Origin of the sequence: Streptomyces rectiviolaceus (assembly GCF_039533825.1) — a bacterium.
GTDB lineage: Bacteria > Actinomycetota > Actinomycetes > Streptomycetales > Streptomycetaceae > Streptomyces > Streptomyces rectiviolaceus.
The window spans coordinates 292,995-308,257 of record NZ_BAAAUG010000022.1 but is presented as its reverse complement, the minus strand read 5'-3'; the positions used below and the strand labels follow the sequence as shown (position 1 = coordinate 308,257).

The window sequence follows — 15,263 nt, the reverse complement described above, 5'->3', positions numbered from 1 at the left end:
TCGGGCCGCGGCGGAGGATCGACGGCATGAAGATTCTTTGGGTATTCGCACACCCCGAACCGCGATCCCTCAACGGCTCCTTGCGCGACGACGGGACGCAGGCGCTGCGCGACCTCGGGCACGAGGTCCGCGAATCCGATCTCTACGCCATGGACTGGAGGCCCGTGGTGGACTCCGGCGACTTCCATCGCGAGACGGTCGACCGGCTCCTGGTAGGCGCCGAGCAGGAACATGCCTACAGCGCGGCCAAGCTGACCGACGACATCACCGCCGAGCAGGAGAAGATCGCCTGGGCCGACGCGCTTGTGTTCCAGTTCCCACTGTGGTGGTTCGGACCGCCCGCCATCCTCAAGGGATGGTTCGACCGGGTCCTCGTGCAGGGCTTCGCCTTCGGACTCCAGGACCACGCGGGGCGCACCCTGCGCTACGGGGACGGTGGCCTCGCCGGGAAGCGCGCCATGGTCATCACCACGGTCGGCGCGCGGGAGTCGGGCTTCGGTCCACGCGGGATCCACGGGCAGCTGGACGAGGTGCTGTTCCCGCTGCTGCACGGCACCTTCTGGTACACGGGGATGGACGCACTCCCGCCGTACGTCGTCTACGGCGCCGACCGCCTCGACGCCGCGGGCTACCGCACCCGCGCAGCCGAACTGCGCGAGCGGCTCCGCACGCTGCCGGTCACCGAGCCGCTCCCCTACCGCCACGAGCACCGCGGCGACTACGACGACGCGCTCGTCCTGCATCCGGAGATCGAGCCGAATCTCACCGGCGTCGCGGCACACCGGTCACGCACACCAGAACGCTGACGCATCCCTCCCCGTCACGGGGACTCATCCTGCCGCAGCCGCTACGTTCGATCACCATGCAGAGCTTCGGTTCGGACATCCTCGCCATCGCCGACCGCCTCACCGACGCCTACGTCGAGGTGTTCACGGCTCCGCCCTGGGACCACCGGGACCCCGCCGCCACCCGGCAGGCGTTCCGCGAGCGGTTGGAGGCCGACGCGCACCGCCCGGGTTTCCGAGCTGTCCTCTCCCTGGCGGCCGACGGCGAAGTGGACGGCTTCGTCACCGGATGGATCACGCAGGCGCCGTTTCGCGCCGACCGCGCCTACGGCAAGGTGACCCAACGGCTCGGCGCCGACCGTGTCGACGAGCTGTTGGTGGGTGCCTTCGAGATCGATGAACTGGGGGTGCACGCCCGCGTTCGCGGCACCGGGCTCGGACGACAGCTGCTGTCCGCCCTCACCGTCACCGCTCCCGGCGGCCGGGCATGGCTGCTGACGTGGGATCAGGCTCACGAGACGCTCGCGTTCTACCGCCGGATGGGCTGGCACGAGCCCGAGCCCCTGCCGGGGTGCCGGGCGACCGACATCGTCGTGTTCTTGTCCCCGTCGACACCGGTGGTGCAGCGGTGACCGACTCCGAGGCGTGCTCACCGGCGCGGTTCCCAGCGGAAGAGGCGGGAGGCCAGTGCGACGGAGACGATGACCCAGCCAAGTGTGGGCAGCAGCAGAGGCAGGGACTCCGCCACGGGAACTCCGCCTGGCGCAAGGCACCGTACGCAACTACCTCTCGAACGCCATGCAGAAGACCCAGACCCCGCGCCTCACTCCCCCGCGGTGCCGCCGTCGCCCACCCGCGCCAAATACTCATCGACCAGCGCGATCTGCCGCTCGGCAGGGAACTCCCGCGGAGCGAACAGCGCCTGGACGACCAGTCCCAGGACAAAGCTCTGGGCAGCCGCCGCGGTGTCATCGGTCGGTGTGCCGAGCGGCAGTTCGCCCAGCTCCTTGGCCTGGGCGATGTGCCCGGCCATCCGCTCGCGCGCGCGGCGGTAGCGCTCGGCGTGCTCCCGGGCCAGCTCCGGGTCGGCGAGCGCCACGTCCCAGGAGGCCACCCAGATCCGGTTGCTCGCCGCGCTCTCCGCGTCAAGCGGCAGGATGTCGAGCAGCGTCGCCCGCACCATCACCAGGCCTGACGCCTCCCCGGCCCGCTCGGCCGCCGGGCGCGGGCGATCGGCCGAGCGCCGGTCGAGCACCTCCAGGGCGTGTTTCAGCAGGGCGCGCTTGCTGGGGAAGTAGTGCGTCAGGAGGCCGGTGGTAGCCCCCATCTCCGCGGCGACCGCGCGCAGGGTGAGGCCGCCGAAGCCGTGGACGGCAAGGACTCGCCACACGGCCTGGGAGACCTCGATCCGGCGGGCGTCATGGTCTGTACGGGCTGGCGGGGTCATAGCCGTTAGAGTACATACCCAACGTTCGTTACGTACCTGGTGCGCAGCGCCCGACACCGCGCCCGCCCAGCCGGACAACCGCATAGGACCAGCCATGTACGCGATACCGCTGACCGAGGATGCCGAGCTCCGCATGCTGGAGCCCTGGCAGGACGCCGAGTTCCTGGCCCACATCGACCGGGCCCGCGCCAACACCGATCCCTGGATCCCCTGGGCCTCGCGCTCCACCGACCTGGAATCCGCCCGCACCACCCTGCAGAAGTTCGCGGACAAACAGGCCGCGGACGCCGGACGGATCTACGGGATCTGGCGGGACGGCACCCTCATCGGTGGCGTGATGTTCGTGCGGTTCGACGCGGAGGCCGGCACCTGCGAGATCGGCGTATGGGCCGAGCCGGCGGGCGAGGGCCACGGTCTGATCAGCGCCTCGGTCCGGCACTTGATCGCGTACGCGTTCGGCGAGCGCGGCATTCACCGCGTCGAGTGGTGGAACAGCGCCGGGAACACCCGCAGCCGGGCCGTCGCCCAGCGGATGGGCATGCACCTGGACGGCACCCTGCGCGAGCAGTCCCTGTACAAGGGCGTCCGCCATGACATGGAGATCTGGTCCCTGCTCGCGCACGAGTGGAAGGGCGCGCCGAACGCCGCGTGACGGCCCGCCCGCCTCAGGCGGCGACGCGTTCCGCGAGCAGCAGTACGCCGATCACGATCATGGCGGCGCCCGAGACGCGGGTGACCATGCGAGCGGCCGCGGGGCGTGCGCGCAGGATGGTGCGGGCCAGTACGCCCACGCACAGATAGATCGCGGCGCAGCTGAGCGTGTGGACCAGGCCGAGCGTGCCGATCTGCGCCGCCAGCGGCCAGCTGCCGTGCGGGGCGGTGAACTGCGGCAGCAGGGCCAGGAAGAGCAGGAGCGCCTTGGGGTTGAGGCCGCTGATGCCCACCCCCTTGAGGACCCGGGCCCCCACCGCCCCGCTCTCCGCGTCCTGCCCCGCGGTCCCGCCGACGGCCGGCCTTGCCAGCGTCGTGGCGCCGAGCCACACCAGGTAGAGGGCGCCGAGGACGGTCAGGGCGGTGAGGACGGACGGCGTCCGCGCCACGACCGCCGCCACCCCGGCGGCGACCACGGCGGTCAGCGTGACGTAGCCGAGCAGCAGGCCGCTGACGGCCGGTACCACGGACCGGTCGCGGAGCCCGGCGTTGATCGCATAGGCCCAGTCCGCCCCCGGCACGAGGATGAGCAGGACTGAGACCGCCCAGAAGGCGGTGATGGAGCTGACTGCCACGACGTACTTCTCCCTCTCAAACTGGTTCCGAGAAGGAGATTAGTTCCGATTCGCCCAAAGGTGTTTCCAAGTATTGCCAGCTGGGGCGGCTGTAGTGGCAGGATCTCCCCCATGGATGATGTGGACCGGAAGATTCTTGCCGAGCTCCAGAACGACGGCCGTCTGACGGTCACGGAACTGGCGGCCCGCGTGCGGCTGAGCCTCTCGCCCTGCCACCGTCGGCTGCGCGAACTCGAACGCATGGGAGCCATCCGCGGCTACCGCGCGATCCTGGACGCGCGCGCCGTGGGCCTGAGCTTCGAGGCGCTGGTCTTCGTCACCATGCGCCAGGAGGACCGCGACACCGTCTCCGCCTTCGAGCACGCCCTCACCGAGATCCCCGAGATCCTGCAGGCCGAGCGCCTCTTCGGGGATCCCGACTATCTCGTACGCATCGTCAGCAAGGACCTGCCCGCCTTCCAGCGGCTCTACGACGACAAGCTCGCCACCCTGCCCGGTGTGCAGCGTCTGAGCTCCACGCTCGTCATGAAACACGTGGTGAACGAGCGCGCCATGCCCTTGTGAGGCCCCTGTGAGTGTCAGCACGGCTCCGCGTCGATGACGCCGTCGTGTGTCTTGGCGAGGAGCAGAACAAGGGGGTTCCACCAGGCCGTCGGGGCGGCGTACCCGTGAATCAGCACCAGGGCGGGCGCGTTCGGCGATCCGCTCTCGGCGACGGTCCCCGCGGGGTCATGGCTTGGCATGGCCCCACCCTCACCGGCCGTAGCGCGTCACGTCTTGGACGAATGTTCCCCGCTGCTCGCCGTCAGGGATTCGTTCCTGTCCCCTGCCGTGTTCGTCTCCGGCGGCGACCCCAGCGCGCCCGGCGTGCAGCCGGCGAAGGCCAGTACGTCGCGATGCAGGTGGGACTGGTCGACGTACCCGCACACCACGGCGACATCGGCGGCGCTTCGGCCCGCCGACAGGCCTCGGACGGCGCGGTCGAAGCGTACGAGCATCGCGGCGCGCTTGGGCGTCAGGCCGACCTGGGCGGTGAACCTCGACCACAGCCGCTTGCGGCTCCACCCGCACGACACCGCAAGGTCACCGACCCGCACCTGGCCCCGGCGGGAGACGATGTGCTCCCAGCTTGCGACGACCTCCAGATCCATCGACGGTGCAGAGGCGTGGCGCCGCGCGAGGAAATCGTCCATCAGCGCGAAACGGTCTTCCCACTCCCTGGCGCCCGTCAACTGCTCGCGAAGCCGGGGCTCATGGCGCCACAGATCGTCCAGGCCGATCACGACGCCGCTCAGATCGGAGAGTGAGACGCCCAGCAGCGAGTAGGCACTCACCGGGGACATGCGGATCTCTACGCAGTCCACACGCTCCCCGCGGATGCGGGCCTCGCCCGGAGAGAGTCCGGCCGCGAAACTCCTCAACGCCCGGCTGCCGCTGGTGTTCTCGACGTCCAGGGCGTCGTCGCCGAGTTCGATCACGACCGTCACGATCGGCTGCGGGATGACCCTCAGGTCCAGTCCGCCCGCCGCCCGGTCGCGGAATCCGGCCACCTCCACGCCGTCGAACGGCGACGGGCGGCGCGGGCACGCGACTTCCCACCCGCTCAGGCGGTCGCCCTCGTACAGAGCTGAGTCCACGACTCCCACGCTACCGGCCCGCGCTCACCACTCGGCGAACGAACCGTCCTCGTGCCGCCAGACCGGGTTGTGCCAGTCCGCCTGGCTGTCGTCGGCCGCGCGCACCGCCTTCTCGTCGATGTCGATGCCGAGTCCCGGTCCGGTCGGGCGCAGGAGATGGCCCTGGTGGAAGCGGAACACCTCGGTGTCGGCGAGGTAGGAAAGGACGTCGGCGCCGGTGTTGTAGTGGATCCCGATCGACTGTTCCTGGATGAGGAAGTTGGGCACGCTGACGGCGATCTGCAGGCTGGCGGCCAGCGAGACCGGGCCCAGCGGACAGTGCGGCGCGATGAGCGTGTCGAAGGTCTCGGCCAGCGAGGCGATGCGGCGGACCTCCGAGATGCCGCCCGCGTGGGACAGGTCGGGCTGCAGGACCGCGACGCCGGCCTGCAGGACGGGCAGCACGTCCTGCCGCGAGTACAGGCGCTCGCCGGTGGCGATCGGCACGGGCGATGAGGCGACCAGGGCGGGCAGCAGGTGGTCGTACTCCGGCAGGATCGGTTCCTCGACGAACATGGGGGCGAGCGGGGCCAGGTGCGGCAGCAGCCTGCGGGCGTTCGCGGCGTGAAAGCGGCCGTGGAAGTCCAGCGCGAAGTCCCGCCCCGGGCCCAGGACTTCGCGGGCCGCGGTGGCACGGTCGACGATCTCGTCGATGTCGGCGACGGTGGCAAGCCGGTTCATGCGGCCGCTCGCGTTCATCTTGACCGCAGTGAAGCCCGCCTCGACCTGGACGGTCACCTGATCGGTGATGTGGGCGGGAGAGTCACCGCCCACCCAGCTGTAGGCGCGTACCCGCTCGCGGACCGGGCCGCCGAGCAGCACGTGCACCGGCACGCCGAGTCGCTTGCCCGCGATGTCCCACAGCGCCTGGTCGAGCCCGGCCACCGCGCTGGAGAGGACGGGTCCGCCTCGGTAGAAGGACCCCTTGGTCATCACCTGCCAGTGGTCCTCGATGCCCGACGGGTCCTTGCCGATGAGGAGTTCGGCCAGCTCGCCGACGGCCGCACGGACCGTGGCCGCACGCCCCTCGACCACCGGCTCGCCCCAGCCGACCACTCCCTCGTCGGTCTCCACGCGGCACAGCAGCCAGCGGGGCGGCACGGAGAACGTCTCGATGCGGGTGATCTTCACGGGTGAACCTCCTTGTGCGGCACGGCAGATGACAGGGCGGCGAGAGGTGAACCTGCTTCTTCAGGCGGACGTCTTGAACACGCTCCATCCGCCGTCCACGACGAGACTGGCCCCGGTGACGAAGGACGCGTCGTCGCTCAGCAGGAACGCCGCGCTGGCCGCGACCTCGTCCGGGCGGCCGAGCCGGCCCGCGGGTGTCTGCCCGATGCTGCGCGCCCGGTCGTCGGCACCGATCGTGTCCCAGGCCCGGGTCAGGATGGGGCCAGGCAGGAGTGCGTTGACCCGTACGCCGGGTGCGTACTCCACCGCGAGCTGGCGCGCCAGACCGGTCAGGCCCGCCTTCGCCGCCGCGTAGGCGGGACGTCCGGGCAGCCCCATGACGGCGTGCACGGACGAGACCAGGACGATCGCGCCTCGCGTGGCACGCAGGTCGTCAAGGCAGGCGCGTACGCCGAGGAACGCGCCGGTCAGCATGACCGACAACTGCCGGTTCCAGTCGGCCGGTTCGATCACGTCGGCCGCGCCGCCGCGCACTGTGTAGGCGTTGCTGAGCAGCCCGGTGACCGGGCCGAAGCGGGCGCGGGCGACCGCCACCGCCCGCGCCCACGATTCTTCCTCGGCCACGTCACACACCTCGAACACCGCACGCCCGCCGTCCTGACGGATGGCATGGGCGGTGCGCTCGCCCTCCTCGACATCCACATCGGCGATCACCACCCCGGCCCCTTCTGCCGCGAGCCGCCGTGCCGTCGCCGCACCGATCCCCTGGGCTCCCCCGCTCACCACCACACAACGATCGACGAACCGCCGACCGGAGCCCGCCGAACCCGACGACTCAGCACTCACAGGCCACTCCCCGCCCTTCGCACCGGCACACACAGCAACAGACGTCCCATACCCACGCCATTAACCACCACCGAACACCTTGCCGCCAACACCCCCTCCATCCCCAGATGAAGCTCGCGGCGTCACGTGGGACGGATCGCGTCCGCGGCAAGGTCGAGGGTGAAAGCCACCCGGTCGAGCCCGGGTCCGTCGTAGTCCGCCTTCACCGTCGAGGCCGTGAAGCCGAGCCGGGCGTGGAAGGACTGCGAAGCGGTGTTCTGCGGGCTGGTGATGCAGTGCACGTACCGGCGGCCGTGCGACCGGGCGAGAGCGAAGAACGTCCGGTACAGGGCTCGCCCGATGCCCTGCCCGTGCAGTTGCGGGTCGACACCGACGAAGTGCACGTACGCGGCGTCGGGCTCGGTCTGCGACAGGAAGCCGACCAGGAAGGCTGCGACCTGTCCCCCGTCGCGTTCGATCAGAAAGCTGGTGGTGGTGAAGTGCTGGAAGTACAGCCTCGGCAGGAGCAGCGCACGCTCCAACGCCCCTGCCTGCCCCTTCAGACCGCCCCACCACGGGTCCAGGACCGCGAGCACCCGCGCATGGTCCTCCTCAGCGAGGTGTCGTGCCGTCAGTCCACCAGGAAGATCGTCGATCATCGGCGCAGTGTGTCATCGCCGCCGGGCACTCCGCCATGCCGGATGGCTATCCCCGCCGTCGACTCCGCGGCGGGAGAACGGAGGTGCTCACCAGGGAGCTTCGGCGCCACCGGTTCGGCTGCGTCACCGCCACCCCAGCCGGCTTCGGCGTACCGCTTCTCGGCATCGCCGCGCCGGGTCGAGTACGGCGATGACTGCCGACCGTTGTCCTTGGCCCCGTCGCCCCTCGGCCCCGACCCCTGCTCGCGGGGCGAGGTCGGCTCGCAGATCGAGCCGGTGCAGACGTCGCCGTTCCCACGCGGTGCCTCTGGGCCGCCTTTGACGGAGGGATCGCCCTTCACGGAGAGGTCGCCCTTCTCAGAGGGGGCACCCGTCTCGGAGGGGGCGGCCCTTCCGCCTATCGACCGGGAATTCGGGGCGGCCTTCGAGGAGTCGAGCATCCATCGCTGCTCCGCGGATCCGTCACGGACCTTGACCACGACATCCGCACCCTTGCGCAAGGAGGCAGGCGCGACCGCGATCCCCTCGTGCCACCTGGGCAGCAACTCCCCCTGCACGGTCAGGTCGTAGCGCACCTCGTCGGCGTGCGCGGCCGACGGTGCCACACATGCGCCAAGGACGATCACGCCGTCGTCCCGGTGGGAGTCGAGGCAGAGGTCGGGGTGCGGGACACTGCTCAGCAGTCCGTTCTCCTCGTACGACCATTGCTGACTCGCCTTGTTCGAGCACTTCGCCAGCTTCGTCCCGGCACCGGGCTTCACCTTTCCGCCCCGGATGTCGAGGCACAGATCCGCCGCCTCATTGCGGAGCCGGCCCTGATCGGAACTGCCGGGGTACTCCGCCGAAGTGGGAGCGGGAGAACCGGCGGGCGGCGCCTCGGAATCCGCGCCCGGAGGGGCTTCACGGCTCCCCGCCATACCCGTCGGGGACACGGACCCGCCGCCGTCGCCGTCACCCGACGAGAGAGTGGTGACGAGCACGGCCGCGAGCAGCGCGGCGGATCCCAGGGCTGCTCCGGTGCGCAGCGCCCTGGAGTGTGTTCGCGCCGCTACGAGCGCACCGCCCGGCAGGGGAATGCGCGCGGCGGGGCGATGGCGTCCGCCGCTGCCCGCATGCCTGCCGCCGTGTCCGGCGGATCCTGCGCCACGCGTCGCGGGGCCCCCGCGCCCCGGCCTCGACTGCAGGTAGCGACGGGCGCCCCAGCCCAGTACCGCTTCGGCGAGAAGAGTGCCGAGACCGCTCTCGAAATGGCTGAGTTGGTCAGCCACGTCACTGCAATGACGGCATTCCGACAGATGCTGTTGAACATCGGGCAGCAGGGATCCGCCGCGGCGGATCGTGACGTCGAGGAGTCGGTTGTAGAGGGGGCATTCCTTGGTCGCCGCGAGTTCCCGGTGAGCACGCACGATGTCTGCCCGGAATTGTTCGAGCGCCTGCTCGAGGGCGTCGGCCGCGGTATCGGCACTCAAGCCCGACAAACCAGCGGGTACGGATATGTGCTCGGCCTCGACCTCGGTGTGCCACAGCAGGCACTGGGCGACTCCCGGAAGAGCCCAGAAGGAGCGCGCGGCGAGTTGCCGCTTTTCGAGCGTCATGGACCTTGCCGCCCGCATGCCGCGACCGCCGGTCGGTTTGCGAAGTTCCGGCATGAGGGCGGATATGCGGTCGTCCCCGACCCACCCGCGGACCGTCTCCCGGACAGTCACCAGGAGATGCGGGCGCAGGGCACCGAGCGGTTCCCCACGCGTCATGTGCCCGAGCGCCTGATGGAAGGATGCCGTGGCGACCATCGATGCCGAACTCGCCGATGTGGCCAGGCAGATGGCCGCGTAGTCGTACGTCGACTGCCAGTGCCGCTCGAGCAGGAGGGCGATGGGCCGGCCCGACTCGCCCTCAGGCCGGTCTCGGAGTCGAGCGGCGAGGTTCATGTCGGATTCCCCGGGGCTCACACCGGGACGAGGGGGGCGGGACGGGCGCGGGGGGTGGGGGTATTGCACGGAACCTTTTCCTTCCAAGCCGAAGGACGGCACACGGGAAAACGCGCCCACCGATAGTGGGCGTCTGATTGGTTCATACCTGGGACTCACCGAGGCAGGAAAATGGATCAGCAAACCGCGGGACTGTCCGAATACGGCCGGCTGAAGACCTTTTGGGTCGACCGGCACGAAATCGCGAACAAGAAAAGTGGGCCTGACCATTGCCTCAGCGCGAGGAGGCTCACCCTCGCACAGCCGACTCACAGGAAACAAGAAGTTCGAACGACTTCGATTCGAGAATAGAGAGGAAGGCCGGAGTTACCGGCAGTACTCGCACCCGCTTTCGAAATCTGCCGCGCATCGCCCTGCCCGGAGGCCGTCGGCCGCGGGCACGGAACGTCCACTCCGTACTCTCGTCCGCGCCGAAACCGGCCCGAGGGGCCAGGAGTTGGGCCCGGCCGGACATGGAGTGGCCTAAGCATCGGATTCCAGTTGATCGCGCTGGATCTCATGCGCGAGGGCGCGGCGCACGGAGGCCGAGCCCGTGGCGGTGACCGTCGCGGGGAGGTCGAGGCGGCGGCTGATCTCGTCGTACGCGTCCCGGTAGCCGCCGGGCAGTTGTGCCTGATGCTGCCTCAAGTCCTCTTCGAGGAGACGCCGCAGCTCGTCGACGTTCTGGGGGGTGAAGCGCTTCTTTCCCCGGGCGAGGGCATTGACGTAGCGGGTGCAGTGGGCAGTGTCGTCCAGGGTCTCGGAGACTTCCTCGGCAAGGCCCCACAGGCGCCCTTCGAGCCAGGGGAGGTCCCGCTGATCGAGGTGGAGCTCCATCGGCGCCGGCCGGTCGCCCGCCTTGTACTTCGTCATCTGCTTGGACACGGCGGGCTGACTCATGTCCGCCAGCTCGGCAATCCTGTCCTGCGTCCAGCCGAAGGCGGCGAACAGCTGGATCATTTCCGCGCGCAGCTTCCGCATCTCCTCGCCCGCACGGATGACCTCGTTCATGCCGGCGAACATCCGCTCGGCCTGACTCTCGGTCAGTTCCCCGGACTCTTGATGGTTGCTGCCCTCTCTAGCTGCCATGGCTCGGTTATACAGCTCAGCACAAGGATCGCCATAACCGGGTTGTATAACTTGGTTATGGCTGTCAGGATTCGCGCCATGCCCACCTACTCCGCACCTGACGGAACCCAGCTCGCCTACCACGTACACGGAGACGGCGACCCAGTCGTCTGCATCCCCGGCGGCCCCGCCGACTCGCGCTACCTCGGCGACCTCGGCGGCCTGGCCGCGCACCGGCGGCTGATCGTCCTGGACACGCGCGGCACCGGCCGGTCCGCGATTCCCGAGGACCCCGCCTCCTACCGGTGCGACCGCCTCGTCGAGGACGTCGAGGCCCTGCGCGAGCACCTCGCACTCCCCCGGATGGACCTGCTCGGCCACTCCGGCGGCGCGAACATCGCGACGCAGTACGCGGCCCGGTACCCACAGAACATCGGCAAGCTCGCCCTGGTCAGCCCCGGCACCCGAGCCGTCGGCGTGGAAATCACCGGTGACACGCGGCGTGACCTCGTGCGATTGCGCAAGAACGAGCCGTGGTTCCCGTCCGCGTTCGCCGCCTTGGAGGCGATCACCGAGGGCACCGGCACCGACTGGGAGGCCATCAGCCCCTTCTTCTACGGCCGGTGGGACACCGCCGCCCAGCATCACCATGCGGCCAGTCGGCCGAGCAACGAGGAAGCGGTCGCCGGTTTCGCGGCGGAGGGAGCCTTCGACACGGAGGCCACTCGTGCGGGGCTCGCGCGCTGCGAGGTGCCCGTTCTACTGCTCACCGGGGAGTTCGACGTGAACAGCCCGCCTCAGCCGGTGGCCGAGTTCGCGGCGCTGTTCCCCGACGCGACGTTCGTGGTGCAGCCCGCCGCGGGGCACTATCCCTGGCTCGACGACGCCGGACAGTTCGTGGCGACCACCGCGGCGTTCCTGGAGTAGGGACTCCCCTGGCTCCCCTGGCCGGGTGCCCGGCTTGCCTGCCCGATGGCCGTGGGCATGTATGACCGGCTGAATTCGGGTCAGATGGGGATCATGACGCGTTTCGCAACGGTGGGCCTGCTGATCGCCTGCGCGGTGAGCGGTGTGCTGCTTGCCCTCCTGGCATCCCCATGGTGGTGGTTCGCGGCGGCTCCGTTCGTGGCCGTGGCGCTGACCGGAGCGTACGACCTGGTCCAAGGGCGGCACTCCGTGCTGCGGAACTATCCCGTGCTCGGCCACCTGCGGTTCCTCATGGAGGCGCTGCGCCCGGAGCTGCAGCAGTACTTCGTGGAGCGCGACTACGACGGCAGGCCCTACGACCGCGACACCCGCAGCATCGTCTACGAACGGGCCAAGGGCGTCGCCGCCGAGGAGCCGTTCGGCACCGAGCGGGACATGGACGCTCGCGGCTACGAGTTCCTCGTGCCGTCCATGGCGCCCGCGGAGGTGCCCGACGAGCCGCCCCGCGTGCGGATCGGTGGCCCCGACTGCGGCAAGCCGTACGACATGGCACTCCTCAATGTCTCGGCGATGAGTTTCGGCTCGCTCTCCTCCAACGCCGTCGTGGCTCTGAACACGGGCGCGGCACGCGGCGGATTCGCACACGACACCGGCGAGGGCGGCCTGTCCACCTACCATCTGCGGCCCGGCGGCGACCTCGTCTGGGAGATCGGCACCGGCTACTTCGGCTGCCGCACCCGTGACGGAGATTTCGACGCGCGGCAGTTCGCGGAGAAGGCTGCCCACCCTGCCGTGCGCTGCGTGTCGCTCAAGCTGTCGCAGGGCGCGAAACCGGGGATCGGAGGCGTCCTGCCCGGCAGCAAGGTCAACGCCGAGATCGCCTCGGTACGGGGCGTGCCCGAAGGCGAGACCGTCGTCTCGCCGCCGTACCACCGCGTCTTCTCCACCCCTCGCGAACTGGTCAGGTTCCTCGCCCGGATGCGGGAACTGACGGACGGCAAACCGGTGGGCTTCAAGCTGTGCCCCGGATCGCGGACCCAGTTCCTCGCTGTGTGCAAGGCGATGCGGGCGGAAGGGATCACCCCGGACTTCATCGTGGTGGACGGCGCGGAGGGCGGCACGGGCGCGGCGCCGCTGGAGTTCGCCGACAACCTCGGCATGCCGCTCACCGAAGGCCTTTTCACCGTGCACAGCGCCCTGACGGGCACGGGACTGCGGGACCGGATCCGCATCGGGGCCAGCGGCAAGGTGGCGACGGGCTCCGACATCGTCAAGCGCCTCATCATGGGCGCCGACTACACCAACGCGGCCCGCGCGATGATGTTCGCCGTCGGCTGCATCCAGGCCCAGCGCTGTCACACCAACCGCTGCCCGACCGGCGTCACCACCCAGGACCCGCGCCGGGCCCGCGCCCTGGACGTCGCGGACAAGGCCGCGCGCGTCACGCGCTACCAGCAGGCCACGGTCCACAGCGCGCTGCAGATCATGGCCGCGATGGGCGTACGCGACACCGCGGATCTGGGCCCGCATCTCCTGCGGCGCCGTGAGGACCACGGCGAGTTCCGCTCGTACGCCGAGCTGTACGAGTGGCTCTCCCCCGGCGAGCTGCTCGCCGCGCCGCCCGCACACTGGGCCGCCGACTGGCAGGCAGCGGATCCGGACACCTTCACCGCCTGACGGAACTGCCCGACGATCCGGTGCCTGACGACGCGGCCGCCGCCCTCTCCGACGGCGTCAGGAAACGGAGGGGATCGCCACGTATTGGCGGCGCCAAGTCGGGCACTCGGAGGGGGTCCGACCGAACAAATGGCCACACCGGGAGAAAAGCCGCAAAATGGACTCGACGTCGGCAGACCGCCGATCCGCCGAGCCAGAGGCAGACCCACCCCAGACAGCCCTTCGCAGCTGCGGGCCCCGACCTTGCGGCGCAGAGAAGATCACCCACCGAAAGGCACTCGTAACCCATGAGCGACGTCACAGGTAAGGCGACCACCACCGACGCCGGCGTTCCGGTCGAGAGCGACGAGCATTCGCTCACCGTCGGCGCCGGTGGGCCGATCCTCCTGCAGGACTCCTATCTGATCGAGCAGATGGCGCAGTTCAACCGGGAGCGGATCCCTGAGCGGCAGCCGCACGCCAAGGGCAGCGGCGCCTTCGGCTTCTTCCAAGTGACCGGAGACGTCAGCGCCTACACGAAGGCCGCCCTCTTCCAGCCGGGCACCCGAACCGACCTGGTGATCCGGTTCTCCACCGTCGCCGGCGAGCGCGGGAGCCCGGACACCTGGCGTGACCCGCGCGGATTCGCGGTGAAGTTCTACACCACCGAGGGCAACTACGACATGGTGGGGAACAACACCCCGGTCTTCTTCGTGAAGGACCCGATGAAGTTCCAGCACTTCATCCGGTCCCAGAAACGCCGGGCGGACAACAACCTCCGCGACCACGACATGCAGTGGGACTTCTGGACCCTCTCCCCCGAGTCCGCCCACCAGGTCACCTGGCTGATGGGTGACCGAGGCATCCCGCGCAGCTGGCGCCACATGAACGGCTACACCTCGCACACCTATATGTGGATCAACGCGCAGGGCGAGCGGTTCTGGGTGAAGTACCACTTCAAGACCGACCAGGGCGTCGAGCACTTCACCCAGCACGAGGGTGACCAGATGGCCGCGGCCGACACGGACTATCACACCCGGGATCTCTTCGAGCACATCCGTGACGGGGAGTACCCCAGCTGGACGCTGTACGTGCAGCTCATGCCGTACGACGACGCGGCCACCTACCGCTTCAACCCGTTCGACCTGACCAAGGTCTGGCCGCATGGCGACTACCCGTTGGTCGAGGTCGGCAAGATGACCCTGGACCGCAACCCCACGGACAACCACGCCGAGATCGAGCAGGCGGCCTTCCAGCCGAACAACCTGGTCCCCGGCATCGGCCCGAGCCCCGACCGCATGCTGCTCGCGAGGCTGTTCTCCTACGCCGACGCGCACCGCCACCGCATCGGCGGCAACTACCAGCAGCTGCCGGTCAACGCTCCCGTCGCGCCAGTGCGTACGTACTCCAAGGACGGGGCCATGGCCTACCGCAAGACGGAGGACCCGGTCTACGCACCGAACTCCAAGGGCGGCCCGGCAGCCGACACGAACCGCTACGCCCCGCCCAGCTGGTACACGGACGGTGACATCACCCGGGCCGCCTACGTCGATCACGCCGAGGACGACGACTGGGGCCAGCCGGGCACCATGGTGCGCGAGGTCCTCGACGACGCCGCGCGCGACCGCCTGGTGGACAACGTCGTCGGACATCTGCTCAACGGCGTGAGCGAGCCCGTGCTCGCCAGGGCCTTCGAGTACTGGTCGAACATCGACAAGTCCATCGGTGAGCGCATCCAGCAAGGCGTGCGCGCCAAGGCGAACGAGAAGGACCCCAAGGCCGCGGAGCAGGCCAACCCGGCTCGCAGCAGCATGCAGGACAAGGCCTGACCCACCC

The 15,263-nt window shown here is 69.7% G+C and carries 16 protein-coding genes; 7 read left to right on the top strand and 9 right to left on the bottom strand.

Going from position 1 to position 15,263, the window contains the following annotated elements; genetic code table 11:
* Window positions 1–26 precede the first annotated feature (26 nt).
* Both ABD378_RS07170 and ABD378_RS07165 read left to right on the top strand, forming a co-directional pair.
* Window positions 27–806 (top strand): NAD(P)H-dependent oxidoreductase, encoded by a 780-nt coding sequence (locus ABD378_RS07170; protein WP_344519595.1) that lies wholly within the window; start codon window positions 27–29, stop codon window positions 804–806.
* A gap of 56 nt (window positions 807–862) precedes the next feature.
* Entirely contained in the window at window positions 863–1,417 is a 555-nt protein-coding gene (locus tag ABD378_RS07165; RefSeq protein WP_344519593.1) for a GNAT family N-acetyltransferase, read from the top strand.
* Window positions 1,418–1,608: 191 nt separating this feature from the next.
* Here ABD378_RS07165 and ABD378_RS07160 read toward each other — a convergent pair whose 3' ends face one another.
* Complete coding sequence (locus ABD378_RS07160; protein ID WP_344519592.1) at window positions 1,609–2,232, bottom strand: TetR/AcrR family transcriptional regulator; 624 nt, start codon at window positions 2,230–2,232, stop codon at window positions 1,609–1,611.
* Window positions 2,233–2,326: 94 nt separating this feature from the next.
* Here ABD378_RS07160 and ABD378_RS07155 point away from each other — a divergent pair, with 94 nt between their 5' ends.
* Complete coding sequence (locus ABD378_RS07155) at window positions 2,327–2,884, top strand: GNAT family N-acetyltransferase (protein WP_344519591.1); 558 nt, start codon at window positions 2,327–2,329, stop codon at window positions 2,882–2,884.
* Between the two features lie 13 nt (window positions 2,885–2,897).
* On the opposite strand, the gene ABD378_RS07150 is transcribed toward ABD378_RS07155, so the two are convergent.
* Complete coding sequence (locus tag ABD378_RS07150) at window positions 2,898–3,518, bottom strand: LysE family translocator (RefSeq protein WP_344519590.1); 621 nt, start codon at window positions 3,516–3,518, stop codon at window positions 2,898–2,900.
* Window positions 3,519–3,629: 111 nt separating this feature from the next.
* On the opposite strand from ABD378_RS07150, the gene ABD378_RS07145 reads away from it, so the two are divergent.
* A complete protein-coding gene (locus tag ABD378_RS07145; RefSeq protein ID WP_344519589.1) occupies window positions 3,630–4,082 on the top strand; it encodes an Lrp/AsnC family transcriptional regulator in 453 nt (150 codons plus the stop codon).
* 14 nt (window positions 4,083–4,096) lie between these two features.
* Here the strand turns inward: ABD378_RS07145 and ABD378_RS07140 are convergent, their stop codons facing one another.
* The 7 genes from ABD378_RS07140 to ABD378_RS07110 all read right to left on the bottom strand — a co-directional run bounded on the left by ABD378_RS07140 (window position 4,097) and on the right by ABD378_RS07110 (window position 10,865).
* Complete coding sequence (locus ABD378_RS07140) at window positions 4,097–4,261, bottom strand: hypothetical protein (RefSeq protein WP_344519588.1); 165 nt, start codon at window positions 4,259–4,261, stop codon at window positions 4,097–4,099.
* A gap of 27 nt (window positions 4,262–4,288) precedes the next feature.
* Complete coding sequence (locus ABD378_RS07135) at window positions 4,289–5,155, bottom strand: helix-turn-helix domain-containing protein (RefSeq protein WP_344519587.1); 867 nt, start codon at window positions 5,153–5,155, stop codon at window positions 4,289–4,291.
* A gap of 24 nt (window positions 5,156–5,179) precedes the next feature.
* Window positions 5,180–6,325, bottom strand: a complete 1,146-nt coding sequence (gene dgoD, locus ABD378_RS07130; protein ID WP_344519586.1) for a galactonate dehydratase — start codon at window positions 6,323–6,325, stop codon at window positions 5,180–5,182.
* 60 nt (window positions 6,326–6,385) lie between these two features.
* Window positions 6,386–7,171, bottom strand: coding sequence for an SDR family NAD(P)-dependent oxidoreductase (locus ABD378_RS07125; protein WP_344519585.1), 786 nt, complete (start codon window positions 7,169–7,171; stop codon window positions 6,386–6,388).
* A 122-nt stretch (window positions 7,172–7,293) separates the two neighbouring features.
* Complete coding sequence (locus tag ABD378_RS07120; protein ID WP_344519584.1) at window positions 7,294–7,809, bottom strand: GNAT family N-acetyltransferase; 516 nt, start codon at window positions 7,807–7,809, stop codon at window positions 7,294–7,296.
* Window positions 7,806–9,737 carry an RICIN domain-containing protein gene (locus ABD378_RS07115; protein WP_344519583.1) on the bottom strand — a complete coding sequence of 644 codons (1,932 nt, stop codon included), beginning with the start codon at window positions 9,735–9,737 and terminating at the stop codon, window positions 7,806–7,808. Before ABD378_RS07115 ends, ABD378_RS07120 begins: the two co-directional genes overlap by 4 nt.
* A 522-nt stretch (window positions 9,738–10,259) precedes the next feature.
* Complete coding sequence (locus ABD378_RS07110; protein ID WP_344519582.1) at window positions 10,260–10,865, bottom strand: sigma-70 family RNA polymerase sigma factor; 606 nt, start codon at window positions 10,863–10,865, stop codon at window positions 10,260–10,262.
* Window positions 10,866–10,943: 78 nt separating this feature from the next.
* Between ABD378_RS07110 and ABD378_RS07105 the strand changes: the two genes are divergently transcribed.
* The 3 genes from ABD378_RS07105 (at window position 10,944) to ABD378_RS07095 (ending at window position 15,256) form a co-directional block, all read left to right on the top strand.
* Complete coding sequence (locus ABD378_RS07105; protein ID WP_344519581.1) at window positions 10,944–11,771, top strand: alpha/beta fold hydrolase; 828 nt, start codon at window positions 10,944–10,946, stop codon at window positions 11,769–11,771.
* Window positions 11,772–11,864: 93 nt separating this feature from the next.
* On the top strand, window positions 11,865–13,448 hold the full coding sequence (locus ABD378_RS07100; RefSeq protein ID WP_344519580.1) for an FMN-binding glutamate synthase family protein: 1,584 nt from the start codon (window positions 11,865–11,867) through the stop codon (window positions 13,446–13,448).
* A 287-nt stretch (window positions 13,449–13,735) separates the two neighbouring features.
* Window positions 13,736–15,256 carry a catalase gene (locus ABD378_RS07095; RefSeq protein ID WP_344519579.1) on the top strand — a complete coding sequence of 507 codons (1,521 nt, stop codon included), beginning with the start codon at window positions 13,736–13,738 and terminating at the stop codon, window positions 15,254–15,256.
* The last annotated feature ends 7 nt before the right edge of the window (window positions 15,257–15,263 follow it).